General features: G+C 69.3%; 24 protein-coding genes and 1 pseudogene. 14 read left to right on the plus strand and 11 right to left on the minus strand.

Going from position 1 to position 25540, the window contains the following annotated elements; genetic code table 11:
• Positions 1 to 65 precede the first annotated feature (65 nt).
• Positions 66 to 1253: an elongation factor Tu gene (tuf, locus tag ACIQGQ_RS27065; RefSeq protein ID WP_402400055.1), complete on the minus strand. Its 1188-nt coding sequence runs from the start codon at positions 1251 to 1253 to the stop codon at positions 66 to 68.
• A 393-nt stretch (positions 1254 to 1646) separates the two neighbouring features.
• Here tuf and ACIQGQ_RS27070 point away from each other — a divergent pair, with 393 nt between their 5' ends.
• Together ACIQGQ_RS27070 and ACIQGQ_RS27075 are read left to right on the plus strand one after the other, a co-directional pair.
• The gene (locus ACIQGQ_RS27070; protein WP_402400058.1) at positions 1647 to 2360 is read left to right on the plus strand and encodes a TVP38/TMEM64 family protein; all 714 of its coding nucleotides are present in this window, start codon (positions 1647 to 1649) and stop codon (positions 2358 to 2360) included.
• A gap of 224 nt (positions 2361 to 2584) precedes the next feature.
• Positions 2585 to 3457, plus strand: coding sequence for an undecaprenyl-diphosphate phosphatase (locus ACIQGQ_RS27075; RefSeq protein ID WP_402400061.1), 873 nt, complete (start codon positions 2585 to 2587; stop codon positions 3455 to 3457).
• Positions 3458 to 3810: 353 nt separating this feature from the next.
• Here ACIQGQ_RS27075 and ACIQGQ_RS27080 read toward each other — a convergent pair whose 3' ends face one another.
• A complete protein-coding gene (locus tag ACIQGQ_RS27080) occupies positions 3811 to 5439 on the minus strand; it encodes an ISAzo13 family transposase (protein ID WP_402400063.1) in 1629 nt (542 codons plus the stop codon).
• A gap of 308 nt (positions 5440 to 5747) precedes the next feature.
• On the opposite strand from ACIQGQ_RS27080, the gene ACIQGQ_RS27085 reads away from it, so the two are divergent.
• Positions 5748 to 6146 carry a hypothetical protein gene (locus tag ACIQGQ_RS27085; RefSeq protein WP_402400065.1) on the plus strand — a complete coding sequence of 133 codons (399 nt, stop codon included), beginning with the start codon at positions 5748 to 5750 and terminating at the stop codon, positions 6144 to 6146.
• On the opposite strand, the gene ACIQGQ_RS27090 is transcribed toward ACIQGQ_RS27085, so the two are convergent.
• The 4 genes from ACIQGQ_RS27090 to ACIQGQ_RS27105 form a co-directional block, all read right to left on the minus strand.
• Positions 6141 to 6983: an IS5 family transposase gene (locus ACIQGQ_RS27090; RefSeq protein WP_402400068.1), complete on the minus strand. Its 843-nt coding sequence runs from the start codon at positions 6981 to 6983 to the stop codon at positions 6141 to 6143. The two genes, ACIQGQ_RS27085 and ACIQGQ_RS27090, sit on opposite strands and share 6 nt — an antisense overlap.
• 500 nt (positions 6984 to 7483) lie before the next feature.
• The gene (locus ACIQGQ_RS27095) at positions 7484 to 8653 is read right to left on the minus strand and encodes a hypothetical protein (RefSeq protein ID WP_402400070.1); all 1170 of its coding nucleotides are present in this window, start codon (positions 8651 to 8653) and stop codon (positions 7484 to 7486) included.
• A gap of 60 nt (positions 8654 to 8713) precedes the next feature.
• Positions 8714 to 8941 carry a hypothetical protein gene (locus ACIQGQ_RS27100; RefSeq protein ID WP_402400073.1) on the minus strand — a complete coding sequence of 76 codons (228 nt, stop codon included), beginning with the start codon at positions 8939 to 8941 and terminating at the stop codon, positions 8714 to 8716.
• A gap of 168 nt (positions 8942 to 9109) precedes the next feature.
• A complete protein-coding gene (locus tag ACIQGQ_RS27105) occupies positions 9110 to 9823 on the minus strand; it encodes a carbon-nitrogen hydrolase family protein (RefSeq protein WP_402400076.1) in 714 nt (237 codons plus the stop codon).
• Positions 9824 to 10324: 501 nt separating this feature from the next.
• On the opposite strand from ACIQGQ_RS27105, the gene ACIQGQ_RS27110 reads away from it, so the two are divergent.
• Positions 10325 to 10849: a hypothetical protein gene (locus ACIQGQ_RS27110; protein ID WP_402400079.1), complete on the plus strand. Its 525-nt coding sequence runs from the start codon at positions 10325 to 10327 to the stop codon at positions 10847 to 10849.
• A gap of 52 nt (positions 10850 to 10901) precedes the next feature.
• Here the strand turns inward: ACIQGQ_RS27110 and ACIQGQ_RS27115 are convergent, their stop codons facing one another.
• A complete protein-coding gene (locus ACIQGQ_RS27115; protein ID WP_402400081.1) occupies positions 10902 to 11087 on the minus strand; it encodes a hypothetical protein in 186 nt (61 codons plus the stop codon).
• Between the two features lie 82 nt (positions 11088 to 11169).
• On the minus strand, positions 11170 to 12066 hold the full coding sequence (locus ACIQGQ_RS27120) for a helix-turn-helix transcriptional regulator (RefSeq protein ID WP_402400084.1): 897 nt from the start codon (positions 12064 to 12066) through the stop codon (positions 11170 to 11172).
• Between the two features lie 220 nt (positions 12067 to 12286).
• On the opposite strand from ACIQGQ_RS27120, the gene ACIQGQ_RS27125 reads away from it, so the two are divergent.
• The 3 genes from ACIQGQ_RS27125 to ACIQGQ_RS27135 are packed head-to-tail and all read left to right on the plus strand — an operon-like array spanning position 12287 to position 15223.
• Positions 12287 to 13264, plus strand: coding sequence for an aldo/keto reductase (locus tag ACIQGQ_RS27125; protein ID WP_402400087.1), 978 nt, complete (start codon positions 12287 to 12289; stop codon positions 13262 to 13264).
• 43 nt (positions 13265 to 13307) lie between these two features.
• Positions 13308 to 14336 (plus strand): zinc-binding dehydrogenase, encoded by a 1029-nt coding sequence (locus tag ACIQGQ_RS27130; RefSeq protein WP_402400090.1) that lies wholly within the window; start codon positions 13308 to 13310, stop codon positions 14334 to 14336.
• Positions 14337 to 14371: 35 nt separating this feature from the next.
• Positions 14372 to 15223: an aldo/keto reductase gene (locus ACIQGQ_RS27135; protein WP_402400093.1), complete on the plus strand. Its 852-nt coding sequence runs from the start codon at positions 14372 to 14374 to the stop codon at positions 15221 to 15223.
• A gap of 465 nt (positions 15224 to 15688) precedes the next feature.
• Here the strand turns inward: ACIQGQ_RS27135 and ACIQGQ_RS27140 are convergent, their stop codons facing one another.
• Positions 15689 to 16129, minus strand: a complete 441-nt coding sequence (locus ACIQGQ_RS27140) for a MarR family winged helix-turn-helix transcriptional regulator (RefSeq protein ID WP_402400096.1) — start codon at positions 16127 to 16129, stop codon at positions 15689 to 15691.
• Positions 16130 to 16197: 68 nt separating this feature from the next.
• Between ACIQGQ_RS27140 and ACIQGQ_RS27145 the strand changes: the two genes are divergently transcribed.
• The 3 genes from ACIQGQ_RS27145 to ACIQGQ_RS27155 all read left to right on the plus strand — a co-directional run bounded on the left by ACIQGQ_RS27145 (position 16198) and on the right by ACIQGQ_RS27155 (position 21040).
• The gene (locus ACIQGQ_RS27145) at positions 16198 to 17802 is read left to right on the plus strand and encodes an FAD-dependent monooxygenase (RefSeq protein ID WP_402400099.1); all 1605 of its coding nucleotides are present in this window, start codon (positions 16198 to 16200) and stop codon (positions 17800 to 17802) included.
• A gap of 112 nt (positions 17803 to 17914) precedes the next feature.
• Positions 17915 to 18790: a cyclase family protein gene (locus tag ACIQGQ_RS27150; protein WP_402400102.1), complete on the plus strand. Its 876-nt coding sequence runs from the start codon at positions 17915 to 17917 to the stop codon at positions 18788 to 18790.
• Positions 18791 to 19270: 480 nt separating this feature from the next.
• A complete protein-coding gene (locus ACIQGQ_RS27155; RefSeq protein WP_402400105.1) occupies positions 19271 to 21040 on the plus strand; it encodes an endonuclease/exonuclease/phosphatase family protein in 1770 nt (589 codons plus the stop codon).
• A 76-nt stretch (positions 21041 to 21116) separates the two neighbouring features.
• Here the strand turns inward: ACIQGQ_RS27155 and ACIQGQ_RS27160 are convergent, their stop codons facing one another.
• A complete protein-coding gene (locus ACIQGQ_RS27160) occupies positions 21117 to 21278 on the minus strand; it encodes a hypothetical protein (protein WP_402400108.1) in 162 nt (53 codons plus the stop codon).
• 27 nt (positions 21279 to 21305) lie between these two features.
• On the opposite strand from ACIQGQ_RS27160, the gene ACIQGQ_RS27165 reads away from it, so the two are divergent.
• The 4 genes and pseudogenes from ACIQGQ_RS27165 (at position 21306) to ACIQGQ_RS27180 (ending at position 25344) form a co-directional block, all read left to right on the plus strand.
• Positions 21306 to 21626 carry a hypothetical protein gene (locus tag ACIQGQ_RS27165; protein ID WP_402400111.1) on the plus strand — a complete coding sequence of 107 codons (321 nt, stop codon included), beginning with the start codon at positions 21306 to 21308 and terminating at the stop codon, positions 21624 to 21626.
• A gap of 227 nt (positions 21627 to 21853) precedes the next feature.
• Positions 21854 to 22762 (plus strand): annotated as a pseudogene (locus ACIQGQ_RS27170) (IS481 family transposase).
• A 311-nt stretch (positions 22763 to 23073) separates the two neighbouring features.
• Complete coding sequence (locus ACIQGQ_RS27175; protein ID WP_402400114.1) at positions 23074 to 23973, plus strand: GNAT family N-acetyltransferase; 900 nt, start codon at positions 23074 to 23076, stop codon at positions 23971 to 23973.
• 105 nt (positions 23974 to 24078) lie between these two features.
• Positions 24079 to 25344, plus strand: coding sequence for an IS630 family transposase (locus ACIQGQ_RS27180; RefSeq protein ID WP_402400117.1), 1266 nt, complete (start codon positions 24079 to 24081; stop codon positions 25342 to 25344).
• On the opposite strand, the gene ACIQGQ_RS27185 is transcribed toward ACIQGQ_RS27180, so the two are convergent.
• Entirely contained in the window at positions 25253 to 25507 is a 255-nt protein-coding gene (locus ACIQGQ_RS27185) for a DUF1049 domain-containing protein (RefSeq protein ID WP_402400119.1), read from the minus strand. The two genes, ACIQGQ_RS27180 and ACIQGQ_RS27185, sit on opposite strands and share 92 nt — an antisense overlap.
• Positions 25508 to 25540 lie beyond the last annotated feature (33 nt).

A 25540-nucleotide genomic window follows, 5' to 3' on the forward strand; every position in this document is an offset into this window, starting at 1 on the left:
GGCATCCGGTGCGCCCCGCGGGCCCGCCCCCCGCACTCGGCGGAAGGCGGGCCCGGGCGCACCGCTCAGAGCAGGGCGGTGACGGTGCCGGCGCCGACCGTGCGGCCGCCCTCGCGGATAGCGAAGCCGAGTCCGGTCTCCAGCGGGACGTCACGTCCCAGTTCGACGGTCAGGTCGACGGTGTCGCCGGGGCGCGCCACCGCGAGCCCGCCGAGGTCGATGTCGCCGACCACGTCCGCGGTGCGGATGTAGAACTGCGGCCGGTAGCCGGTGGTGACCGGGGTGGTCCGGCCGCCCTCCCGCCCCGAGAGGACGTACACTCGCGCGGTGAACCGGCGGCTCGGCGTCACGCTCCCGGGCGCCGCGACCACCTGGCCCCGGCGCACCCGGCCGCGCTCCACCCCGCGCAGCAGCAGCGCCACGTTGTCACCGGCCTGCGCGGACTCCATCGGCTTCCCGAAGGTCTCCAACCCGGTGACGACCGTGTCGATGTCCTGCTCCCCGCCGAGCACCGTCACCTTGTCGCCGGTGCGGAGGGTGCCGCGCTCGACGGCTCCGGTGACGACGGTGCCCCGGCCGGTGATGGTCAGCACGTTCTCCACCGACAGCAGGAACGGCGCGTCGGTGTAGCGCACCGGCATCGGTACGTACGTGTCGACGGCGTCCAGCAGCGCCTCGATCGCGGCGGTCCAGCGCGGGTCGCCCTCCAGGGCCCTGAGGCCCGAGACCCGCACGACGGGCGCGGAGTCGCCGCCGTAGCCGTGCGCGGAGAGCAGCTCGCGGACCTCCAGCTCGACCAGGTCGGTCAGCACCGCGTCGTCGCCCTCCTCGACGGCGTCCGCCTTGTTGAGCGCGACGACGATGTGGTCGACGCCCACCTGGCGGGCGAGCAGGACGTGCTCGGCGGTCTGCGGCATGATCCCGTCGAGCGCCGAGACGACCAGGATCGCCCCGTCGAGCTGGGCGGCTCCGGTGACCATGTTCTTGATGTAGTCGGCGTGGCCAGGCATGTCGACGTGCGCGTAGTGGCGGGTGTCGGTCTCGTACTCGACGTGCGCGATGTTGATGGTGATGCCGCGCTTCGACTCCTCCGGCGCCCGGTCGATCCGGTCGAACGGGACGAAGGTGCCGGTGCCCCGGTCGCTGAGGACCTTGGTGATGGCGGCGGTCAGCGTGGTCTTGCCGTGGTCGACATGGCCCATGGTGCCGATGTTGAGGTGCGGCTTGGTGCGTACGTAAGCCGTCTTGGACATGGTGGATTCCTTGCTGTTCGAAGCTGGGAGAAGACCCCGGGGCCCTGCCGACCCTCCCCTTGCGGGGTCCGCCGGACTGTCGGGGGAGGGTCAGCTTCGGGCGCCGCCGAAGGGCGCTGCGGCAGCGGTGCACGCTGCCGCGACAGCTGCGACGACCAGGTTCGCGGCAGCCTTCGGCGCGTCCGCGACTGCGGACGGCGCTGCGGGGAAGGCGTACCGGAACATGGCTCCGATGATGGCGGACGGGCCGGGAGCCGTCGAACGGTTTTCGCGCACCTCACCTTCCCTTCAAGGGAGTTCGGCCGACGGCCCGGGGTGCGCCGGGTTCCACGCCCCGGTGTGCGCGGGGGCGCGTCGCGGCGATCATTCACCGGCGTCGGTTACTCTCCCCGCATGCTCGACCCCGCCCCCGCCACCCGGCCCGCCACCGGCCTCGCCACGCGCTGCGCGAGGGCACTGCTCTCTCCCTGGTCGCGGTTCTCGCTGCTCGTCGCCGTGCTGCTGGGCGCCGCCGCGTCGATGTTCCTGCTCGAACCCCAGCGGCTGCTCACGGCGGGCTGGCCCGCCCAGGTCAGCGGGGGTGCCGTCGCGGTGCTCCTGTTCGGGGTGGCGTACGGGGTGTGCACCGTGGCGTTCGTACCCCGGCCGCTGCTCAACGTCGCCGCCGGCGCGCTCTTCGGTACGCAGGCGGGGCTGGCCGCGGCGCTGGCGGGGACGGTGCTGGGTGCGGGCGTCTCGTTCGCCCTGGGGAGGGTGCTGGGGCAGGACGCGCTCCGCACGCTGCTGCGCGGGCGGTGGCTCAGGGCCGCGGACGGGCAGCTGAGCCGGCACGGGTTCCGCTCGATGCTGGCGCTGCGGCTCTTCCCGGGGGTGCCGTTCGCGGCGGCCAACTACTGCGCGGCGGTCTCCCGGATGGGGTATCCCGCCTTCCTCGGGGCCACCGGGCTCGGCTCGGTCCCGAACACCGCCGCGTACGTCGTCGCGGGCAGCGAGGCCACGTCGCCCACCTCCCCGGCCTTTCTGGCCGCGATGGGCTTCATCGTGCTGACGGGGATCGGGGCGGTGGTCGTCGCCTGGCGCAGACGGCACCGGCTGCCCGCCGAATGAGCGGCCGCGCCCCGGTCCCTCCGCGCCCGGCGACCGGCCGCGCCACCCGCCCGTCGGGGAACGTACGAACTCCGTTCACCTGAGGGCGGTACCCTGCCCGCAACCGATCGCAGACCTACGGGCCCTTCGCGGCCCTGTCCGCATTTGACCACTATGCACACGCCGCCGACGGCTCTCACCGCCGTCGGCCGATGCACGATCACCCCCGGGATGGCCAAAGCCCCATGAGCTGGTTCGAATCGTTCGTCCTGGGCCTCGTACAGGGACTGACCGAGTTCCTCCCGATCTCCTCCAGCGCGCATCTGCGGCTCACCGCGGCGTTCGCGGGCTGGCACGACCCGGGTGCGGCGTTCACCGCCATCACTCAGATCGGCACGGAGGCGGCGGTCCTCATCTACTTCCGCAAGGACATCGTCAGGATCGTCTCCGCCTGGTTCCGTTCGCTGGTCGACCGGTCGATGCGCGGCGACCACGACGCCCAGATGGGCTGGCTGGTCATCGTGGGCTCCATCCCGATCGGTGTACTCGGCGTGACGCTCAAGGACCAGATCGAGGGGCCGTTCCGCGATCTGCGGCTGATCGCCACCACTCTGATCGTGATGGGCGTCGTGCTGGGTGTCGCCGACCGCCTCGCCGCCCGAGACGAGGCCGGCGGACGGCACCGGGCCGCCCGGGAGCGCAAGACGCTCCGGGAGCTCGGCGTGAAGGACGGCCTGATCTTCGGCTTCTGCCAGGCGATGGCGCTGATCCCGGGCGTGTCCCGCTCCGGGGCCACCATCAGCGGTGGCCTGCTGATGGGCTACACCCGCGAGGCCGCGGCCCGCTACTCCTTCCTGCTCGCGATCCCGGCGGTGCTCGCCTCGGGCGTCTTCGAACTGAAGGACGCGGGCGAGGGACATGTCTCGTGGGGGCCGACGATCTTCGCCACGATCATCGCGTTCGGTGTCGGATACGCGGTCATCGCATGGTTCATGAAGTTCATCACCACCAAGAGCTTCATGCCGTTCGTGATCTACCGGATCATCCTCGGCATCGTGCTGTTCGTGCTGGTCAGCATGGGTGTGCTGAGCCCGCACGCAGGCGAGTCCGGCGGCTGAAACCGGGCCACACGGGTAGCGCTATCCAGCATTTCCTAGCCCCTGATTGCGGCACCACGCCGTGATGATCTCCCACTTGTCTCCCACCCATCTCCCACCCGAGAGGCGGGATACACCCACTAGGACGCGTGCGTCCGCAAAGTGGGAAATGACCATGGCGTGGTGCTGCAATCAGGCCCTGGACACGGCTGGCGAGCGCCTTCTCCGGGTCCGGGCTGATGGTGGCAAGTGCCACTGCGGCCGTCACGATGACGTCGCTCAGCTCCTTCTCGACGAGCCGCCAGCGCGGGCGGTGAGGAAGTCGAGGGTGTAGCGGTCGGGGTTGCCGTAGCCGGCTAAGGGTCTGCCGATCATTAATCTGCTGCTTTGATCTTGGTGTTGGGGCTGCTGCTTTGGGCGGCCGCTCGGGCTCGGAGGGCTGTCAGGGCGGTCGGTGGGGTGATGGCCGGCGAGATGGTGATGCCCTGTGCTTCAAGCAGTTTCCTGGTCTTCAGCAGGGTGCGGTGCATGGCGGTGCGGCTGCTGTTGAACAGAACGGCAAGAGGTTCCGCGGCCAGGTTGACGCGCAGGTGGAGCACGGTGGCCAGGACCTGGTCGGCGAAGGTGAGGCGGGGCGGGCGTCCGCGCCGGGTGTCTCCTGCCGGTTCCAGGGTGTGGATGAGGTGCTGCAACTGGTGCGGGGCCAGCCCGGTCAGTTCGGGGTCGGACAGGAGGGCTGGGCTCCACGGCGGTGTCGGTGGCCGGCCGTTGCGGGCTGCCGGGACGGCCGGGGTCGGCTGGGGGTGCAGGGTGTAGTTCCATTCGCCGTGGAAGGTGTGCCGGGTCAACGGCAGGGCCGCCATCTCCGCGTCGCCGACACCGAGGCCGGTGGGGTAGGTGTGGGTGTCCAGCTCGGCCTTCACCCGCAGTCCAGTGCGGGTGGTGGTCGCGGCGATCGACTCGAGGATGACTTCGTGGTCGGTCAGCGGGCGACCGCGCCAGTTCATGGTGATGTGGGAGAAGAGCTGGTGCTCGATCTTGTTCCACTTCGACGTGCCCGGCGGCAGGTGGCAGACCGTGATGACCAGCCCGGTTTCCGCGGCCAGGCGGACGAGGTGGAGTTTCCAGGCCCGGGTGCGGTAGCCGTTGGAGCCGCCCGCATCCGCGGTGATCAGCAGTCGGGAAGCTTGCGGGTAGTCGGTCCGGCCCTGGTCGTGCCACCAGCGTCGGATCGACTCCACCGCGAGCGCGGCGGTGTCGTGGTCGGTGCCGACATTGCCCCAGCCGGTGTTGGCCGCCAGGTCGTAGATGCCGTAAGGGATGGCCTTGCCCAGCTGCTGATCGGCGAAGTCGTGGACGCGGACCGGCACCGGATCGCCCGTGGGCCGCCAGGAACGGCCATGGTTGCGGAAGTCGCCGACCAGCTCTTTCTTCTTGGTGTCCACGCTGATCACCGGCTGGCCGGCATCCCGGTGATCGCGTGCCTGCTCGTTGAGGTAGCGGAACTGGGCATCCCGGTCGGCATGCTGGCTGCCCTCGAGTGTCTTGGCGTTGGCCTGCAGCCGGAACCCCTCCTGCCGTAGCAGGCCGGCGACGGTGTCCGCACCGACCCGGTGACCCTGACGGGTCAGCTCGGCCGCCAGCGTGCGGGTCGACTTCGTCGTCCACCGCAACGGCGACATCGGATCACCACGTTCGTCCGGCTCGACCAGGCTCAACAGGGCACCCCGCAGTCCAGGGTCGAGCTCCGTGACGCGTTTGCGTCCACCGCCCGGCCGCCGCACCCGCCCGGTCAGGAACTGGCCCGCCTCCAGGTCGGACATGCCCTTGCGAACCGTTGTCCCGCTCGCCCCGGCCGCCCGGGCCACGGCTCGAATGCCGCCATGGCCCAGTCCTCGGGCCTCCGCGGCCATCAGCAGTCGCCGCTGTCGTTCGTCCAGGTGTGGGAACAACACCGCGAACTTCACAGCAAGTTGATCACGAGTCTCGTCGGGGATGCGCATACGACACCAACGAGCCCCAGCTCTGAAAGCAACACCTTGATGATCGGCAGACCCTAAGGGCTGTCCCGTAATCCCTGGTGGATCAGCGTGCGGCGTCAGACGCGGTGCATCGCAAGGCGGAGGGACGCCCGAATACTGGATGTATTCGGGCGTCCCGACAACGCGGCGAGGTGCCATGACTGTCGTCGCACGCCCGCCAGGGATTACCGGACAGCCCTCAAAGAGCGTTTCATCCTGGCGGGGGTGTTTGGTAACTGGCGCGTTGTCGCCGCTTGGGGCGGACCGTGCCGACGTGTGAGGATCCGCCTGTGGAGTGTGATGTGTGTGGTCAGGCGATGTGGCGGTGGCCGGTGCCGCCGACGGCTTGGGAAGAGGAGACCTGGTCCTGTTCCTGGTGCCATGCTGCCACCCATGTGGGCGGCGAGTGGTTCGAGATCTCGCGACCGCCATACCTGCCGATGGAGATGCGCTGGGAGAGGGCCATCGCGAACGGCCTTCCCACTGGTGCCTCTCACGCCTTCGGCATCTTCGACAGGACACTGTGCGGTATTCAGGAAACTGGGATGTCGCCGTCCGACCACTGGTGGCTGCCGGAACGGGAGGACGCCTGTGGCGCCTGCCGGGAAGCGGCGGGTGTCATCGACGGCCGCTGGCCGCAGGCGATGAGAGGTACGGACGCGCGGGTCAGTGTGGTCCGGCGGCTATGAGTCCTTCCAGTTGGGAGTCGACTCTTGGGTGAGCCTGCGGCTCATGAGGTCGACCATCGCCACCATGATCATGGCTTCGGAGCGGTGCGGATGGGTCTCGTAGTCGCGGGCGAGGCGGCGGTGATGCATGAGCCATCCGAAGGTCCGCTCGACGATCCACCGCCGCGGAATCACCTTGAAACCCTTCTGGGCAGGGTCACGGCGGGTAACTTCGACGTCGATGCCGAGGCGGGCGCCGTGCTCGATGACCTTGGTGCGGTAGCCGGTGTCAGCCCAAGCCTTGGTGATGCGGGGGTGGTCTGCGGCAATGTTCGAGAGCACGTGGATGCCGCCGACGTTGTCGGAGACACTAGCGGCGGTGACCAGTACGGCGAGGAGGAGGCCGAGGGTGTCGACGCCGATGTGGCGCTTGCGGCCTGCGATCTTCTTGCCCGCGTCGATGCCCTGGCCTGACGCGGGCACGTTCGCGGAGGTCTTGATGCTCTGGGCGTCCAGGACGCAGGCGCTCGGCTCGGCGTCCCGGCCCTCAGCTTCCCTAACGAGCCGGCGGAGGAGGCTGTTGAGCTGCTCGAAGACCCCGTCCTTCTGCCAGGCGGCAAAGTATCCGTAGACGGTTTCCCACGGGGCAAAGTCGTGCGGCAGATACCTCCACGGGATTCCGGTGCGGTCGACGTAGAGGATGGCGTCCATGATTCGACGCAGGTCGTGTTCGGGTGGACGGCCGATGTCCAGGCCCTTCCCTCTCCGCTCAGTCCGCCAGGCTGCCAGCGTCGGTTCCAGCAGTTCCCATCGGGCATCGGACAGGTCACTCGGATACGGCCGCTGCTTGCGAGGCATGTTTCTGTAGTACCGATGCCCGCCATCCCGCCACAGGGCGCAAACAGGTGTGACCGGGGGCGTGTTGGGATCAGACAGGAGCGAAGGGACCGAAACGGACCACCGAAAGCCGTTAACCACCCCACCTGCCACAACGGACGACCCCTACCTCAGCCAACCCGAAACGGCCCGCCACCCGAAGTTCAAGGAAAGACCCACTTCAGGATAAAATGCTCTTTGAGTAGCTGTTTCCAAACTGTTGAACCGGCCCGGTACCGAAATGGCCCCGCCGTCGGTGACTGATGCCCGGTGACGACCCATCCCTCCACGTCCTTGAGATCGATCACCCCAAAGTCTCCTGTCGAAGATCCGGCATGCGCCGGGCCGAACCTCGGGGAGGCGGTCCGCGTCCTGCGCGAACAGCCCTCCGCACGGGGCGGGCGCATCCAGTCGGGCAGTGCGGTCATGGCTTCGCCGTAGCGGTGCGTCGGTTCCGGAAGGCGGCGCGCGGCGGGGCTGTCCTACTCGGCCGGCAGACGGAGCATCGGTTCGAAGGCCGCGTCCTCCTCGCCCTCGACCGAAGGGAGGAAGCCGTCCGGGACGGTGCGGGCGGCTGTGGTGAGGAGGCGGGCCAGGACCTCGGGCTCGGTGGCCGGGGGGAGGCGGAGGGCGGCGAGGAGGCGGTCGCGGAGCTCGGAGTGGTCCGGGTTGTCCTCAAGGTAGTCGGCGCTGAGCGCGGGGGGACGGAAGCCGGCCAGGGCGTCGTGCCAGGAGGGGAGGACGATGGCCAGGGTCAGGGCCTCGGCGAGGGACTCCGCGATGAGGGAAGCCTGGCCCTCGGAGTCGGTGTAGACGACGGGGCGGACGCGGTCGGAGCCGGCCGGGCCGCAGAAGTAGTGGGTGCCTCCCGCGTTGCAGCCGGCCACGGGCTCCACCGGGAGACCGGCCGGCAGGGCGATCGACTCGATGGGGTCGGTCCGCGTGAGGTCGAACTCACCGTCGCAGGCGAGGTACGCCTCGACCTCGGGGTCGGCGGCGATCCGGCGGAGCAGGGCCTCGTCGGAGAGGGCGGCCGGGTTGAGGCCGCGGGCGGCTTCGGGGGTCAGGGGGTGGCCCGCGAGGACGTGCCGGACGGTGTCGAGGGGGACGGGCCGCCCGTAGTCCTCCTCGAAGTGCGCCTGGACGGCCTCGGGGGAGCGGTCGGTGAGGAGGCGGAAGAGGTGCCCGGAGCCGTCCGGGTCCGGGCTGCCCGAGGGGAACTCGATGCCCGAGCCGGTGCGCCAGTCGCTGCCGCCGGTCTCCCACCACAGGCAGGCGGTGACCCGCGGGGCGCCGAGGCCCTCGTCGACGAAGGCCGGGTCGTCCAGGAGCGGGCGCAGCGCGGCGGGCACCTCGTCGATGACACCGGGCCAGACCTGTTCGTCGTCCGTGGCGTACGGGCTCATCTCCGACTCGTGGTCGAAGCCGCGGACGAGCACACCGGCCGGGGCGAAGAGGACGGAGAAGTCGTCACCCGAGCCGTTGTCCATCAGGGCCGCCTCCGTCCCCGGCCCCCAGGCGGTGGAGAAGGAGTAGCGGGAGAACCGCGGGTCGCGGCAGATCGCCTGGTCCAGCACGGCCAGCGCACGCAGGTACGCGCGGAGCTCGGCGGGGTCCGGGAGGAGGGCGGCGGTCGTGTGCACAGTGTCCATGGGCTCATGCAAGCAGCCGGCACTGACATCAAGGGCGGCGGTTCGGTCACACCTGCTCTTTCACACAGGGAACGAAAAGCCCAGCTCACGCAGGCGGGGCAAGCACACTGCGAGGCATTGCTCCACAGACGCGGCATCGGTTCGCACAAGGACGTTCTCGCGCAACGGCGCTCCACTGGCGACGAAGGTCCAAGGCTTGCTCCTCTCTGCCATCCGCTCAGCGTCGGCCTTGAACAGCACCGTTACGCCCTGTTCAGCCAGTGCTTCCATAATCGCGACGACGTCCACCGGCACTCTCCCCTCCCGAAGCGCTTCGAACGCGCCATCGGGCGAACATACTTACTCCGGGCCGGACCCTGGACACCGCCCGCAGGACGCAAAGTGACCGATCGAGGCGCTCCGAGCTGGAATACACGACACCTCAGCAGGCGAGCTCACCAGTCGATCACCGCCGGTTCAGCCGACCTCGGCGAGCACGTGGCCCGGCACCTCGGTACCAGCGTCGGCGGTCCGTTCACCGTCCGGCCCCCAGGCGCCGGCGGCGCCGCAGCCCACGCCGTCCTCGTTGTTGCCGAGGACGTTGCCGAGCGCCACGTGGAGACCGAACTCCCGGGCCCGCACCGGATAGACCTTCTCGAACGAGTCGTTGTCGGCGGAGAGCACCGAGCTCGCCAGATAGACCGTGCAGCCGTCGGCGGCGGCCCGCTCGGCGAGCTCCGGGAAGCGGTTGTCGTAGCACGTGGCCAGCGCGAACCGGGTGCCCTCCAGCTCGAAGCGGCCGTCCCGGCCGCCCGCTGCGAAGACCTCGTGCTCGACGCCGTACAGGTGCTGCTTGTCGTACCGGGTGAGGAGTCCGCCATCCGGACCGATGACGAGCGAGGTGACCGTGGGCCGGCCCTCCGCCGTGTGCACGGGACCGTTGACGACCGCCGCCGCCGAGACGGCGCGGCACGCCTCCCGTACGGGTTCGAGGCGGGCGTCGTCCTCGGTGAGGACGAGGTTGGGGATGCCCCGGATCAGCGTCGGCTCGTAGCCGGTCACGGCGAGCTCGGCGAAGACGACCACGCGGGCGCCGTCGGCCCCGGCGGCCCGGATCAGCCCGGCGATGGTACGGACATTGGCGTCGATGTCCCCGGGGATCGGGGCGAACTGGGTGGCTGCGACGATCATGGCCTACATCATCGTCGCCGCCCGGGCCGCAGGAAACCCCCGGCCCCACAGCACGGGAACCTGCTGGAGATCACGGAAAGTCACCACCGCGCTCAGCAGCAGCCTCAACTCGCGACAGTTGAATACGCGAGCCCGCCAGTATCAACCCCCGAAGTGGCCGGGGACCGGGAAGGTGCCGAGAGGCCGGCCCGCGAATATCCCTACCTGGACCGCGTACCGAATCGCATGCCGGCAAGGCTGTATCCGCATGGACTGGACCCGGACGGTGCGCCGACGCCTCCGTGGCAGTGAACCGAACGGTCAACGGTCTGTGCGACATCCCGTGAGTTCCCCTGAGGCCCGCGAGTTCGCGGAAACTGAAGGACTTTTTGAGGGAATCCGCGGAGGGACGGTCGTGTTTTCGTGGGTTCGGCCCTGGTTCAGGCGAACACGCGGGGTGGGCGCAGAGAGGGCCCGCCCCTGGGTGCCTTCCCTGGCAACGGTGCTGACACCGTAGGGATCATGAGAGCAGAAGGAACGGCACCGGAACCGGAAACCTCTGTGCAGAGTGGGCTCACGTCTCTGGGTGAGGTGGCGTGCCGTTATCAGGCGGATGAGATACGCCCGGAGGATCTGCCGATGATCGCTGCTGAGGCGCTCGCAGCGGGACTGGGCACCCCGGCATTGTGCGAGCTCGCCGGTTGGCCTCGCAATGCGGATGCCCGCGATATTCGCGACGCGTTCGAGCAAGCACTTGCCGAGTCCGGGATCGGGTTGCCGGATCGGGGCCTGGCACGGCGCCACGCTCTGCGCCGGATGGCGGCGAGGCTCATCGATGGAGAGACAGCTCCCGCTGACCTGGCGACGGACGACTGGTGGGAGACGGAGGCCGAGACCGCGGCGGAGCAATCGTTCGTGGCGCTGATCCCGCAATGCGATTGCTGCACCGAGTACACGCTGGGGCTTGACCAGCAGACGTGGGCGACCCAGCTGCGGAACGCTGCCCTCGCCCTGGCGTCGTCTCCGCCGATCGGCCCCGGATGCTGACCGTGCCTCGCGTGCTCCTCCTCGGCAAAGGCATGGACCGGTCAAGCAGACTTCACTGAAGTGGCTGTTCAGCGGCCTGGTGCAACAGCGTCCGTACGGAGTCCGCGCAGCGCATTGCGGTCTTCTCGCCGAGCCCGAACACCTCGGCGAGGTGGAGCGGGTCGGGCCCGTAGGTCAGGGCCTCTTCGAGTTGGCGGTCGACGCGGAGCCGTTCCAGCGTCGCGTCCTGCCCGCGCATCGCGGCGCTGATCCAGTGGTTGCTGGCGCGGCTGGTCTTCGTAGCAGTCTGATTGCTGATCAGTAGGTTGTGAGAACAGCGGTCAGGGTGATGCGTGCGGGACTTCCTGGTGGGGCGCGGCTGCGGGCGCGGTCATGTCGAGCAGGAGCAGGGCGTCGTGGTCGGGGGTGCCGGGTTCGGCGGTGTAGACGCCGATGCGCTGTCCGGGAGTGCCTTCCAGCTGCATGGACTGGGAAGTGAGGGTGAGGGTGCCGACGAGGGGGTGGTGGAAGGTCTTCTGTGCGGGTTTGCGGCCGGTGACCTCGTAGCGTTCCCACAGCCGGGCGAAGTCGGGGCTTTTGAGGAGGAGCTCGCCAACGAGGTTGGTCAGGTCCGGGGCGTCGGGGGCGGTGCCGGCGGTGGCGCGGAGGCGGGCGGCGCAGGCGGTGATCTGGCGGTCCCAGTCGGTGAACAGGGTGCGCGAGGCCGGGTGGAGGAAGAGGTAGCGGGCGAGGTTGCGGTGTTTGGCCGGCCAGTCGTCCAGGCCCGCGTACAGGGCGAGGCCGCCGGGGTTCCAGGCCAGCATGTCCATGCTGCGGCTGATGACGTAGGCGGGGTTCGGGCGTAGTGATTCCAGCAGCAGTTTCAGGTGGGGGCGCACGGTGCGGCTGGGGGCCGGGGGCGGTTCGGGGGCGTAGCGGGCGGCGCGGGCGGCGAGCTCGCGCAGGTGCTGGTGTTCCTGGTCGTCCATGTGCAGGGCGCGGGCGAGGGAGTCGAGGACGGCGGGGCTGGGGCGGGTCTCCTTGCCGCGTTCCAGGCGTACGTAGTAGTCGATGCTGATGCCGGCGAGCGTGGCCAGTTCCTCTCGGCGCAGGCCGGGGGTGCGGCGGATGCCGGCGCCGACGGTGAGGCCGACGTGTTCGGGGCTGGTCTGGGTGCGGCGGGCGCGCAGGAAGCGGCCCAGCTCGGCGCCCTCGCTGTTCGCGCTCTGGGATGCCATGAATCCAGTTTCACCCGGCGGGCGGCCGCGCTGCCGACGGGAGGGGGGCCCTGTCGTTACCCCTGAAGAGCCCGCCCTGCCACACGCGCGTGATCCGGGCGAAGGTGAATGAGGAAGGCGCCGGCTTCTTCGCTCCCGCCCTGACTTCGACGGGCACGGTCTGCCGGGCCGGGCAAGAGTCAAGGAAGACCGGGCGACACCTTGATCGGAAGAGGGCGAGATGCGGTACATCAACCTGCGTGACCTGGAGGTCTCCCGGATCGGGCTGGGGGCGATGGGCATGTCCCACGGCTACACCGGCTCGGGCACCGATGACGCGGAGTCGATCCGGGCCGTGCACCGGGCCCTGGAGCTGGGCGTCACGCTGATCGACACCGCCGAGATCTACGGCCCCTACACCAACGAGGAGCTGCTCGGGCGGGCGCTGAAGGGCCGGCGGGACAAGGTGGTGCTGGCCACCAAGTTCGGCCTGGTCTCGCACGCCGGCGACGGCGCGTGGAACCTGGACTCCGGCCCGGCGAACATCCGCACCGCGGTCGAGGGGTCCCTGAAGCGGCTGGGCACCGACCACATCGACCTGTACTACCAGCACCGCGTCGACCCGAACACGCCGATCGAGGAGACCGCCGGCGCCGTGGGCGAACTGATCGCCGAGGGCAAGGTCCGCGCCTTCGGGCTCTCCGAGGCCGGCCCCGACACCATCCGCCGGGCCCACGCCGTCCAGCCCGTCACCGCGGTTCAGTCCGAGTACTCCCTGTTCACCCGGGGAGTCGAGGACCGCGTCCTGCCCGCCCTGCGGGAGCTGAACATCGGCCTCGTGCCGTTCTCCCCGCTGGGCCGCGGCTTCCTGACCGGCACTGTGCGCTCCACGGACCAGTTCGACGAGAACGATTTCCGCCGCGACAACCCGCGCTTCACGGGCGAGAACTTCCAGCACAACCTGGCGCTGGCCGACCAGGTGAAGGCCCTGGCCGACGAAGCCGGTGCCACGCCCGGGCAGGTGGCCCTGGCCTGGTTGCTCGCCCAGGGCGACGACATCGCCCCCATCCCCGGCACCAAGCGCGTCAGCCGGGTCGAGGAGAACACCGCCGCCGACCGGGTCACGCTCACCGCCGAGCAGCTCGACCGGCTCTCCGGCCTGCCGCCCGCCGCCGGCGACACCCACACCGAAGCCCAGGCCCGGATGCTCGAACGCTGACCCCCGGCCCCCGGCACGACCCCCGTTTGGAGCAGTACCTCCGATGCGTGCAGCAGTGATGTACGGAGCCGGTGACGTCCGCGTCGAGCACCGGCCCGACCCGAAGATCGTCCAGCCCACCGACACCGTGGTGCGCGTCCTCGCCTCCTGCGTCTGCGGCAGCGACCTGTGGCCCTACGCCTCGATGCCCGCCACCGACACCGGCCGCCCCATGGGGCACGAGTTCCTCGGCGTCGTCGAGGACACCGGCGCGGCCGTGACCGGACTGAAGACCGGTGACCTGGTCGTCGCCCCGTTCACCTACAGCGACAACACCTGCGACTACTGCGCCAAGGGCCTGCACATCTCCTGCCGCAACGGCGGCCGGTACGGCTTCGACGGAGTCGACGGCGGCCAGGGCGAAGCCGTTCGCGTTCCGCATGCCGAGGGCACCCTGGTGAAGCTGCCGGTGGCGGTCGACTCCGCGTTGCTGCCCTCGCTGCTCGCGCTCTCCGACGTGATGACCACCGGCCACCACGGCGCCGTCACCGCCGGTGTCGGCCGCGGAGATGTGGTGCTGGTGGTCGGGGACGGAGCGGTCGGCCTATGCGCGGTGATCGCTGCCAAGCGGCTCGGCGCCGAGCGGATCGTGCTCGCCGGCCGCCACGAAGCCCGCACCGGCCTGGGCCGTGAGTTCGGTGCCACCGACGTGGTCGCCGAGCGCGGCGAGGAGGGTGTTGCCCGGATCCGCGAGCTGACCGGCGGCGTGGACAAGGTCATCGAAGCCGTCGGCACCCGCGAGGCCCTCGACACCGCGCTCGGCGCGGTCCTGGACGGCGGCACCATCAGCCGCCTGGGCGTCCCCCAGTACGAGCGGGGCCCGATCGGCCCGCCCGAGTTCATGCGCAACATCACCCTGACCGGCGGCGCCAGCCCCGCCCGCGCTTACGTCGAGCAGCTGCTGGCCGACGTCCTGGACGGCACCATCACCCCCGGCCTCGTCTTCGACCGGACCTTCCCCCTCGACCGGGCACCGGACGCCTACCGGGCCATGGCTGACCGCCGGGTCCTCAAGGCCCTCCTCCGCCCCTGACCACCCTCCCCCACACCGTGAAGGACACCCCGCACATGCAGACCGTCACCCTCAACAACGGCATCGAGATGCCGCTCCTCGGCTTCGGCGTCTACCAGATCCCCGCCGAGGACACCGAGCGCGCCGTCTCCGAGGCCCTGGCCACCGGCTACCGCCTGCTGGACACGGCCGCCGCCTACGGCAACGAAGAAGCCGTAGGCCGCGCCATCGCCTCCAGCGGCATCCCGCGCGAGGAACTCTTCGTCACCACCAAGCTGTGGGTCCAGAACGCCCCCGCCCAGGACAACACCCGCCGCGCGTTCGAGACGTCCCTGACCAAGCTGGGCCTGGACCACCTCGACCTGTACCTGATGCACCAGCCCTTCGGCGACGTCTACGGCCAATGGCGCGCCATGGAAGCCCTCAACCGGGAAGGCGCGGCGAAGGCGATCGGCGTCGCCAACTTCTACCCCGACCGGCTGATCGACCTGATCATCAACAACGAGATCACCCCGCAGGTCAACCAGATCGAGACCCATCCCTTCTTCCAGCGCGCCGACTACCAGGACCTCATGCGCGAACACGGCGTGCAGATCCAGTCCTGGGGCGGCTTCGCCGAAGGCAAGAACGACCTGTTCCACAACCCGCTCCTCACCGAGATCGGCAAGGCGTACGACAAGTCCGTCGCCCAGGTCGTCCTGCGCTGGCTCACCCAGCGCGGCGTCATCGCCATCCCCAAGTCCGTCCGCGCCGAGCGCATGGCCGAGAACATCGACGTCTTCGACTTCGAGCTCACCGACGAGCAGATGGCCCAGATCGCCACACTCGACACCGGCAGCTCCCTGTTCTTCGACCACCACGACCCTGAGATGGTCACCTGGCTCGCCGGACGCCGCGTGGACAGCTGAACCCCCTGCCCCTCGCCGGGGCGGACGGCCGGTTCGTTCGCCCCGGGTGAGGTCGGCTGGCCTTCGGGCCGCGGAACAATTTCACGCATCTGCTGGCGACGCAGGTCGGCGTCGGGCGGTTTCGTGAGATCGGCGGATCCTGCCCTGTCCGTGGCCGGGGACCACATCTCGCGGGATCGGCGGCACCATGCTCTGGGGCCTCACGCCGGCCGACCGGGAAGGAGTGGCCGGCGTGGACCGCTCCGGCATCGATCGTCGGGTTCAGAACGGGGCGACGGCCCGGCAGGACGGTTCCGACGCGGTCGGGGGCCTACGCCCGGGCCTCGGCGCGGCGGTTCTGCCATACCGGCGCGGCTCTCGTCGGCCGGGGCGTCCGGGGCGGACGTGCGCGGTGTGCGCCGGAACGTCCGCTGCGCGGCCTCCGGTGGGCATCGTCGCAGGTGACGTCGGTGGCGTGGGCGAGCTTCAGCAGGGCCACGCTCGCGTCAGGGCGTCGCGAAGCTCCGCCACGGTCGCGGGCCCCAGTCGGCCGGCGAGTTCCTCTTCCAGACCACGAAGAATGCCCAGGGCGACGTCACGGCGCCGACATCCGGCGTCGGTCAACCGGATGAGGGTGCTACGAGGAAATCCGGGCCCCGGCGTGCTGGTCAGGAGACCTTCGTCGATGAGCTGCGTGACCGCGCGGTGCATCGTCTGGCGGGTGACACCAGCGCGGCGGGCCAGTTCGGCGATGCTCAGGGACCCGTCGTGTCGGAGGTGCGCGAGCACGGTCGTGTGCGCCGGTGTCACAGGGGCCACTTCCGCAGCCTCCAAGCGCGACACGAGCTCATCGGAGAACCAGCGGGCACCTCGCTGCAGGAGTACGGGCAGCGGCAGGTATGTGTCAGGGCAATCCTCGGCCGTCATGGTTCGCGGGCCTCCTTGGTCGTGCGATAAAATCCCTGTGTCAGCTAAGCTTACACAGGGAGCGTCGCATGACAGACCATGACGTCGATGTCCTCGTGGCAGGGGCTGGTCCAGTCGGACTGATGGCGGCATCACGGCTGGCACGGTCGGGGGTGTCGGTCCGCCTGGTGGATGCCGCAACGGGTCCGGCGACGACCAGCCGTGCGCTGGGTTCCCACGCCCGGAGCCTGGAGATCTACGACCAGCTTGGGATTCTCGGCGAGGTAGCGCCGCACGGAACGAGGGTCAACGCGTTCATCCGCCATCAGGGCGGCCGTCCGAACCGGCTCGATTTCGATTTCGCCGGTCTGCCGACGCGCTTCCCGTACATGTTCAACGTCGACCAGGTGATCATCGAGCGCGTCCTGCGCGCGCATGCCGCGTCGGCAGGCGTCGCGGTGGAGTGGAACACGAAGCTGGAGTCGTTCCAGCAGGACGGGGCCGCCGTCACGGCCGTGCTGCGCTTCGGCGCCGGCGCCGAAGCGGCCGTGGAGACCGTGCGCGCACGGTACTTGTGGGGCTGTGACGGCGGGCACTCGGCCGTCCGCAAGACCCTCCAGCTCCCGTTGGAGGGCGAATCCGCCCACACGTGGCTGATCGCAGATGCGATCGTGCACACCGATATGGACATCGACGGCGTGCACTGGCTGTTCCCGCAGGGCGGCGCGCTGATGCTGTTCCCCTTCCCGGAACCGGGAAAGTGGCGGCTGCTGGACACGACCGGCGAAGGAGATGCCGAGCAACCCGAGCAGATCGCCCGCCAGTTCAGCGCCAAGCTGTCGCAGGCTCTGGGGCGCGCCACCGTCGTGGACACTCCCACCTGGACGTCGAAGTTCACCATCCAGCAGCGCGCGGTCCCCGCAATGCACGTCGGGCGGTGCTTCGTCTCGGGCGACGCTGCTCACGTCCACTCCCCGGCGTCCGGACAGGGCCTCAACACCGGCATCCAGGACGCGTACAACCTGGCATGGAAGCTGGCCATGGTCCTTCACGGCCACGCCGACGCCACGCTGCTCGACACCTACGACGCCGAGCGCGTCCCCATCGGCCAGGCCCTGCTCGCCTCCACCGGCGAGGTCATGAACACGGCCATGGTCGACGGCACCACCGAGCACACCGGGGACCCCCGGGAGACCGATCGCGGCTTCATGCGCCGGCTCATCCGCAACATGTCGGGGCTGGCCATCGCCTACCCCGACAGCCCGCTGACGGTACCCGGCAACGAGCCGGGTGAAGGCCCACGACCCGGCGAGCGGCTCACGCAGCTCTCGGCGGCCGACGCCCAGTCCCCCGGCTGGACGGCCCTGCGTGCGGAACTCAGGACGCCCGACTGGCACCTGCTCGTTTTCCCGGGCAGCAAGGACACCACCGGAAAGGATCACGTCACCACCGCGACCGGGTCGCTGCCGGCCTGGATGGACATCGTGACGGTCAGCCAGGAACGCCCGGACGACGACCACGGTGTGTGGGACCCCGACGGCCGGGTCCGGGACACACTGGCCGCGAACGACGGGGACTGGATCCTCGTCCGTCCCGACGGCTACCTCAGCGCCCGTGGCACCGGAGGCCTCAGTCTCCACGCTGCCCTGAACCGGCTGACGAGCCTCCACACGTCGAAGCCGGCACGCGCGTGATCGACGGACACCGCCCTCCGTGTAGCAGGGAGCACGCAGGACGGGCGGGTGCGGTAGGGCTTCGCCGCAGCAAGATGCTGCGGCGACGACAGAGCCAAGGAAGGAGACTCGGATGACCGAGAACGATCTGCCCCTCAACTGGGGACGCTGGGGTGACGCCGACGAGATCGGTGCGCTCAACCTGATCGACGACGCGGCACGGTCACGCGCCGCCGCCGAGGTGCACGACGCGACCTCCGTGAGCCTCGCACGTCCGACCACCCCCGTACCGCTCACCACCGGCCTCGCACCCGTCGGAAGTCCCGCCACGATGCCTGCGCCCGTCATGCGGGTCGTGAACTTCAATGGAGCCCGGCCCGTGGCCCTCACGGACTCCTTGCTCATCAACACGCACAACGCCGGACTCACGCACTTCGACGCGCTCTCTCACATCCCCGTTGCCGACAAGGTCTATCCAGGCGTCCCGGTTCAGGACGCCATCACGCCGACCGGGGTACGTCATGCTTCCGCCGACCACGCCGCCGGGGGCATCGTCACACGGGGCATTCTCCTGGACCTGGCCCCCGATCACGGGAGTCTCGAGGCGGACCACCGTGTCAGCGGAACAGATCTCAATGCGGCGCTCGACCGAGCAGGGACGTCGGTGCACCCAGGCGACGCGATCGTCGTCCGCGGTGGCTGGGACGTGAACCAGCCCATGACGCAGCCCGTGCCAGGGCTGGACCTCAGCGCCGTCGAGTGGCTGGACGAACACGGTGCAGCTCTCTATATCGGTGACATCAGCGACGCCCGCCCACCAAGCTTCCCGATGCCGATGCACCAGGTCGCACTGGCACGGCTCGGTCTGCCTCTGGTGGACGCCGCCAACCTCGACGACCTCGCCGACCTGTGTGCCTCCCTGCAGCGGTGGAGCTTCATGCTCGTCCTCGCGCCGCCTCGCATCACGGGCACCACGGGGCTCGCGGTCAATCCGATCGCGATCTTCTGATCGCGAACCGGGCTCAGGTCCACTGTGGATCCTCTGAGGGCTTTCGCCCCGCTGGCCGCCTGCGGCCAGTGAAAGGGAGGAGTGCCTGACCTCGGGCGCGGCAGCGACAGTCGTTTGTGTCGGCGTGATTCGTGATGTCCTGGCCTGTGACGTCGGAAGTGAGGGTTGGGTGCCGCAGGCTCGGACAGGGGCTCCGCGGCGCCCCGGTAGGTGGTAGCGAACGGGAATTCATCGCACTGTTCGAGGACGGGGCGGCGGTGGTGGGGGAGGTCGCCGCGGGCGATCCGTTCGAGTGCTTCCCGAAGGAATTCGGTGCGGTTTCCGGAGCGGTCGAGCCACGGCGACGGTCCTCCGCCCGAACCCACACCAGTTCCGCTCCGCCCGCAGAGCCGGACGTTACCCTTCTGGCTTCCGGCCAGTAGCTCCCATGGGGGAAACCGCATGCAACAGGCAAGACTTTTCCGCGCCATAGTGGGGCTCATGGCCTTGCTGGGCATGAGCCTCCTGCTGGCAGCTCCTCCAGCCCAGGCGGACACGGTGAGCCCGTCCTCGGCGCCACCGGTCAGGACCCTGACCTACAACATGTGCGGGAGCGGCGGTACCGGCGGATGCGATGTCAGCGTCGCCGGCAACGAGGACCGCTACGCGGCCCTCCTCGACGAGACGACGGGCAGCGGCTGGAACCCCGACTTCGTCTTCCTCGTCGAGGTGTGCAAGTACCAGTACACGGATCTCGAATCCTCGCTCAAGCCCAAGGGATACACGGGCAACTGGGTCCCGACGAAGAACGCGGCCGACCTCGGCCCGAACTGCAAGGACCCGGTCACCGGCGTCGTGTCGGACTACGGAATGGCGGTCTTCGTCAGGGGCCTGATCGTCGACGCCAACCACGACTTCGAGCTGCATTCGTACGCAGATATCAAGTCGCTCATGCCGAACAGCTACGTGGAGAACATCAGGACCCCTTGTATCAAGGCGTGGGTACAGAACCGGCTCACCTGGTCGTGCTCGGTGCACCTCTACTGGGGTAACCCCAACGCCGGGACCGCAGGCAACGGGTGGACGGTCATGCAACAGGAGGCCGTCAAACTCTCCAACCAGGTCAAGGCATGGGAGGCGGAAGGAATCCCCGTCATCCTCGGCGGAGACTTCAACTCGTCCCCCCAGAACGACGTCATGGACTACTTCTACGACATCGCGTCGGACGAGTCCGGATCCTCCGGAACCATGACCGAGGGCGACACACGCGAGAAGTGCGCCTCACCCTGCCGCCAGGGCGAGTACACCAAGTACAACAACCCCGCATTCGACGAGACCCCCTCCAACGACGGCACCCCGCGCGTACTCGAGAAGAAGATCGACTACACCTTCTTCAGCTCCGCCCACTTCAAGGGCGAGGTGTCCGACGTGACGGCCGAACCGCACAGGAGCCCGACCAACACGAGGTTCGTCTCGGACCACCTGCCCGTACGCGCCGCGGCGTACTGGACGGACTGCGGTACGCCCAGCAGCAACCCGGGGGCGGTCTTCCGCCGTGACGTGAACGGCAACCTCTACCGCTACGCCGGCATCCCGACCGCGAAGAGCGCCGTCCTGGCCAAACCGTGCAAGGTCGGCTCCGGCTGGCAGACGATGAAGCACGTGGCCCGCCAGGGAACGACCCTGGTGGCCATCGACAGCGCGGGCCGGCTCTGGCACTACCGGGAAGGCGCGGACGGCTCGTACTCCGGCGGGGCCGGCCGCACCCTGGCCGGATCCGGCTTCGAGAACGACGACCTGCTCGTCGCCGCGGGCGACTGGGACGCAGACGGCACCGCCGACCTGATCACCCGCAGGGCAGACAAACTGTGGCTCCACAAGGGGCTCGGCGCGGACTCCTACAAGCCGCGTGAGCTCCTCGCCGACCTGACCACCTGGGAGACCGTCAGGTCCATTGTCGCGGGCGACTTCGTCGGGACCGACTCCCCGGGCCCCGAACTGATCACGGTCGCCGAGACGGGGCGCCTCCTGCTCCGTACGCGTGACAAGGTCACCGGCGGCCTCTCGGCCCCGAAGGAGATCGGAACCGGCTGGGGGGTCTACGGCACCGCCCTCATCGGCCCTGGTTCCCTGAACAACGACGACCATCCCGACCTCGTCGGCCGCGACGACGCCGGCAAGCTCTACTACTACAAGTGCGACGGAGCGGGGGGCTACGCCGCCCGCGACGAGATCGGCACCAGTTTCCCCGCCGGCGAGATGCTCTTCTGAGCCGTCTCACCGACGCACGAACGCCCGGCGGGGAATCCCCCGCCGGGCGTTTTCGGGCGGCACGGGCAGTCGGCCGTCAGGTCGGCGACTCGGTCCTGCCGGAGGGGTGGCGGTGCGGGCGGCCCCGTACCGCCCCGGCCAGCCGGGGCACCAGCAGCTCCGTGCCCAGCACCCACACCATGCCGCCCGGCACCGGCGCCTCGAACCCGCCGCCGGCCACCGGGGAGCCGTGGACCACGCCCCGGAAGCGGGCTATCTTCCCGCCATGGAGCCGCTGACGTTCGACTACGAGAACCTGCATCTGCGCCTGGACCGGGGGGTGTTCGAACTGTTCACCATGGGCAGATCCGAGCTCCGGGTGCCGCTGCAGTGGCTCGGGGCACTGGTGCACTACAAGAAACCCGACAAGCCCGGCCAGTTGTTCATCGGCACCGTACGCGATCCGAGCGCCGTGCTCTACGGCACCGACCCGGCCGCCTTCTGGTACAGCACCTCGCCCGCGTTCCGGGTACCGCCCGGCGACGAGCCGTTGTTCCGCGCGTACTTCACCGAGGTGGCCGCACTCGCCGGCCGGAGGGTGGTCTGAGTCGGAAGCGGCCAAGCTGAAGGTCTTCCAGCCCGACCGTCTGTACATCCAGGTCGACCGGGGGTTCGTCGAGGTCTTCCGGCGCACCAACGTCATCGGGCCGTACCGCTGTTCTGTCCGGGAAGGTTGTGGACAGGCGAGCCAGGTCTCGGCTGGGGGATCTTGAATGGGTGAGGGCCTTCCGGTTCGGTGTGGATTGCGACGTCCACACCAACAGAAAGGCCCTCGTGCCCCACCGTAATGCACCCCTGGCCGAGACCGGCCGCCTGCGTCTGGCCCGCTGCGTGGTCGAGGACGGCTGGACTCTTCGCCGGGCCCCGGAACGTTTCCAGGTCTCGCCGACAACGGCCCAGCGGTGGGCCGACGGCTACCGGGCACTCGGCGAGGCGGGCATGACCGACCGCTCCAGCCGCCCGCATCACAGTCCACGGCGGACGCCGACCCGCACCGAGCGACGGACCATCAAAGTCCGCGTCCTGCGTCGCTGGGGACCGGCTCGCATCGCGGGTCTGCTTCGGCTCGTCCCCTCCACCGTGCACCGTGTACTGACCCGTTGCCGTCTGGCCCGGCTTGTCCACCTGGACCGCGCGACCGGCCAGCCGATACGCCACTATGAACGCGACAGGCCGGGCGAACTCGTCCACGTGGACATCAAGAAGCTCGGCAACATCCCCGACGGCGGCGGCCACAAGGCTCTGGGCCGTCAAGCGGGCCGCAAGACCCGCTCCGGCGTCGGCTACAGCTACCTCCACACCGACGAGAAGAAGCAGACCGCAACCGGCTTCTGGCAGCGGGCCCACACCTTCTTCGCCCAGGCCGGAATCACCGTTGAGCGGGTACTGACCGACAACGGCTCCTGCTACCGCTCACGCGACTGGCGCGACCTGCTCACCGCCGCCGGGATCAGCCACAAGCGCACCCGGCCCTACCGGCCGCAGACCAACGGCAAGGTCGAACGCTTCAACCGCACCCTGCTCGACGAATGAGCCTACGCCCGCCCCTACCGCAGCGAGCAGGAACGACGCGACGCCTTCCCCCACTGGCTACACACCGACAATCACCACCGCGGACACACCGCGCTCAAAGGCAAACCACCCGCCAGCCGCGTCCCCGACCTGCCCGAACAACACACCTAGGGCGTGTTTCGAAAGTCCCGTCTGCCCGGGGGCGCCCGGCACGCACACTCGCCGCGTTGTCGGGATCACCCCGATACATCCAGTATCGGGGCGACCCTCCGCCTTGCGATCGCACGCACCGGACACCCCCGGACCTGCCCTCCGGGCAGACCACGCCACTTTCGAAACACGCCCTAGTGGCTCGGCTCGCATCGTCGACCCGGTAATGGACCTGCGGTCCGGCGTCCGTCTTCCGAATGTCGGCCAACGTCTCGGTGAAAGCTGAAGCCCTTCTCTGGCTCCGCACACGGTTCTCTGACTAGAGTCAGAGAATGGATGCTGTGCAGATCGACTGGGTGCGGCGGTTCAACCGCACCGTCGCCGAACGCGTGGGCGTGCTCCACGACCACTACCTGGGCCGCGACCGGCCCATCGGTGAAGCCCGGCTGCTCTGGGAGATCGGCGAGGAGGGCCAGGACGTACGGCAGCTGCGCGAGCGCCTCGCGCTCGACTCCGGGTACGTCAGCCGACTGCTGCGATCCCTGGAGACCGACGGCCTGGTGACGGTGGAGCCGCAGCCCCGGGACAGACGGGTGCGCACCGTCCGGCTCACCGATGCTGGTCGCGCTGAGCGCGCCGTGCTCGACGGCCGCAGTGACGAGCTGGCCAGCTCTCTCCTGGAGCCGCTCAACTCTGCCCAGCGCGCCCGGCTGGTCGCCGCCATGACCGAGGTCGACCGGTTGCTGACCGCCGCGACGGTCACGCTGGACACGGTTGCCCCGGACCACCCCGATGCCCAGTACTGCCTGCGGTCCTACTTCACCGAGCTGCAAGAATGCTTCGAGACCGGCTTCGACCCCGCACGGAGCCTGCTGCCGGACGCGGGCGAACTCCGGCCACCGCACGGCCTGTTCCTGGTAGCCCGGCTGCACGGCGAACCCGTTGGCTGCGTCGGCCTGAAGCTGCCCCCCGGCGACCCGGCCGAGATCAAACGCATGTGGGTCGCGCCCCGCACCCGGGGCCTCGGGCTCGGCCGCCGGTTCCTGGCAGAGCTGGAGAATCGAGCTGCCCAGCAGGGCTGCGACGTACTGCACCTGGACACCAACAAGGCGCTCACCGCGGCGATCGGTCTCTACCACTCCTGTGGCTTCCAGGAGGTCGCCGCCTTCAACGACGAGCCCTATGCCCACCACTGGTTCGCAAAGCGGATCACCACACCGGCGTCGGAGTGACGGCCTCCGGCCTACTGGCGGCTCGTCAGGCGGCCTTGGCCGGGCAATCGACCCACTGCTCGTCGATCAGCGGACTGTCTCCAAGACCTGGTCTTGGAGGTGGCCGTGGGACGTAGACCGAGTGTGTTCGTCCGGCCCGTCACGGTGGACGAGGGCCGGAAGTTGCATCGGATCACCCGGACCGCGAAGAACCCAGCGAAACTCCGCCGGGCGTTCGTGGTGCTGATGTCCGCCCAAGGCCAGACGGTCAAGGACATCACCACGCTCATGCGGGTCGGCGAAGACCACGTCCGTGATGTCATCCACGCCTTCAACGAGCGGGGGTTCGACGCGCTGGACCCAAAATGGAGCGGGGGACACCCCAAGACGATCAGCGACCAGGTGCGCGAGCACATCTGTCTGATCGCCCGGACGTCCCCTGCCGGCTGGAGGATCACCGCGTTCTCCGCCTGGAGCCTGAGCAAGCTCGCCGACCACCTCATCAAGCAGAGGACGACCGCGGCCATCAGCCGGGAGACCCTGCGCCGGATCCTGCGCGAGGGCAAGGTCTCCTGGAAGACCACCACTACCTGGAAGGCGTCCACCGACCCGGAGTTCATCGCCAAGATGCACCGCATCCTGGCGCTGTACGACACTCCGCCCGCCGACGGACGGGTGATATGCGTCGATGAGTTCGGGCCGCTAAACCTGATGCCCCGCAAGGGCAAGGCGTGGGGACCGGTGAGGCGTCCGCGCCGACTGCGAGCCACCTACAACCGCACAAGCGGCGCGAGGCACATGCTCGCCGCCCTCGATCCAGCCACCGGCAAGCTGTACTACCGCATCCGCCTGCGCAAGCGCTGGCGCGAGTTCCTCGACCTCCTCAAGAGTCTGCGCTCCCGCTGGCCCGGAGAGAAGCTGTATGTGGTGGTGGACAACTTCTCCCCGCACAAGCATGCAAACGTCCGCGCCTGGGCGACCGGCCACCAGGTCGAACGGGTCTTCCTGCCGACCTACGGATCCCGGCTGAACTGGATCGAGGCCGAGTTCGCGGCCCTGCGCTACTTCGCACTCAACGGCACCGACCATCGCAGCCACGACGAACGGAACGCCGCCATCGCCGCTTACATCCGCTGGCGCAACGCCGCGCTGAACCGAAGACCAACTTCGGCCCTGACTCACCCATCCGCGCCTGGACGCATTACCCGACCAAGGCTGCGTGACGAGCCACTGGCTGGGCGACCTGGCTCCGGCCTCGTACGGCGGACGTGTGCGACCCCGGGGGCTCGGTGCCCCGGGGTCAGCGCTTGGTACGGCGGCGGAACAGGTATCCGCCCATGCCCAGGCCGACGAGGAGCGTCACCGCCAGTACCGCCCAGAGCGGCAGGGTGACCGACGGGATCCAGAGCCGGATCGCGACCGAGCCGGTGTTCGCCGCGATGAACCAGATCGCGAGGGCCGCGAGCACCACGACCCCGATGGTGCGGATGCGTACGCTCCGCCCCTTGACGGTCAGGGTCGACGGCTCCCGCGATCGGAACGTCTTCTGCGCCATGCCTCCAGTATCGAGCGGTTCGGCCGATCAGGC

Origin of the sequence: Streptomyces sp. NPDC092952 (assembly GCF_044754785.1) — a bacterium.
GTDB lineage: Bacteria > Actinomycetota > Actinomycetes > Streptomycetales > Streptomycetaceae > Streptomyces.

Coding starts and splice junctions, on each gene's coding strand:
- ACIQGQ_RS27175 (WP_402400114.1), top strand. CDS start 23,074: ATGGATGCTGTGCAGATCGACTGGGTGCGGCGGTTCAACCGCACCGTC.
- ACIQGQ_RS27090 (WP_402400068.1), bottom strand. CDS start 6,983: ATGCCTCGCAAGCAGCGGCCGTATCCGAGTGACCTGTCCGATGCCCGA.
- ACIQGQ_RS27155 (WP_402400105.1), top strand. CDS start 19,271: ATGGCCTTGCTGGGCATGAGCCTCCTGCTGGCAGCTCCTCCAGCCCAG.
- ACIQGQ_RS27095 (WP_402400070.1), bottom strand. CDS start 8,653: ATGGACACTGTGCACACGACCGCCGCCCTCCTCCCGGACCCCGCCGAG.
- ACIQGQ_RS27110 (WP_402400079.1), top strand. CDS start 10,325: ATGAGAGCAGAAGGAACGGCACCGGAACCGGAAACCTCTGTGCAGAGT.
- ACIQGQ_RS27130 (WP_402400090.1), top strand. CDS start 13,308: ATGCGTGCAGCAGTGATGTACGGAGCCGGTGACGTCCGCGTCGAGCAC.
- ACIQGQ_RS27105 (WP_402400076.1), bottom strand. CDS start 9,823: ATGATCGTCGCAGCCACCCAGTTCGCCCCGATCCCCGGGGACATCGAC.
- ACIQGQ_RS27165 (WP_402400111.1), top strand. CDS start 21,306: ATGGAGCCGCTGACGTTCGACTACGAGAACCTGCATCTGCGCCTGGAC.
- ACIQGQ_RS27125 (WP_402400087.1), top strand. CDS start 12,287: ATGCGGTACATCAACCTGCGTGACCTGGAGGTCTCCCGGATCGGGCTG.
- ACIQGQ_RS27145 (WP_402400099.1), top strand. CDS start 16,198: ATGACAGACCATGACGTCGATGTCCTCGTGGCAGGGGCTGGTCCAGTC.
- tuf (WP_402400055.1), bottom strand. CDS start 1,253: ATGTCCAAGACGGCTTACGTACGCACCAAGCCGCACCTCAACATCGGC.
- ACIQGQ_RS27075 (WP_402400061.1), top strand. CDS start 2,585: ATGAGCTGGTTCGAATCGTTCGTCCTGGGCCTCGTACAGGGACTGACC.
- ACIQGQ_RS27135 (WP_402400093.1), top strand. CDS start 14,372: ATGCAGACCGTCACCCTCAACAACGGCATCGAGATGCCGCTCCTCGGC.
- ACIQGQ_RS27185 (WP_402400119.1), bottom strand. CDS start 25,507: ATGGCGCAGAAGACGTTCCGATCGCGGGAGCCGTCGACCCTGACCGTC.
- ACIQGQ_RS27070 (WP_402400058.1), top strand. CDS start 1,647: ATGCTCGACCCCGCCCCCGCCACCCGGCCCGCCACCGGCCTCGCCACG.
- ACIQGQ_RS27080 (WP_402400063.1), bottom strand. CDS start 5,439: ATGCGCATCCCCGACGAGACTCGTGATCAACTTGCTGTGAAGTTCGCG.
- ACIQGQ_RS27150 (WP_402400102.1), top strand. CDS start 17,915: ATGACCGAGAACGATCTGCCCCTCAACTGGGGACGCTGGGGTGACGCC.
- ACIQGQ_RS27120 (WP_402400084.1), bottom strand. CDS start 12,066: ATGGCATCCCAGAGCGCGAACAGCGAGGGCGCCGAGCTGGGCCGCTTC.
- ACIQGQ_RS27140 (WP_402400096.1), bottom strand. CDS start 16,129: ATGACGGCCGAGGATTGCCCTGACACATACCTGCCGCTGCCCGTACTC.
- ACIQGQ_RS27115 (WP_402400081.1), bottom strand. CDS start 11,087: ATGCGCGGGCAGGACGCGACGCTGGAACGGCTCCGCGTCGACCGCCAA.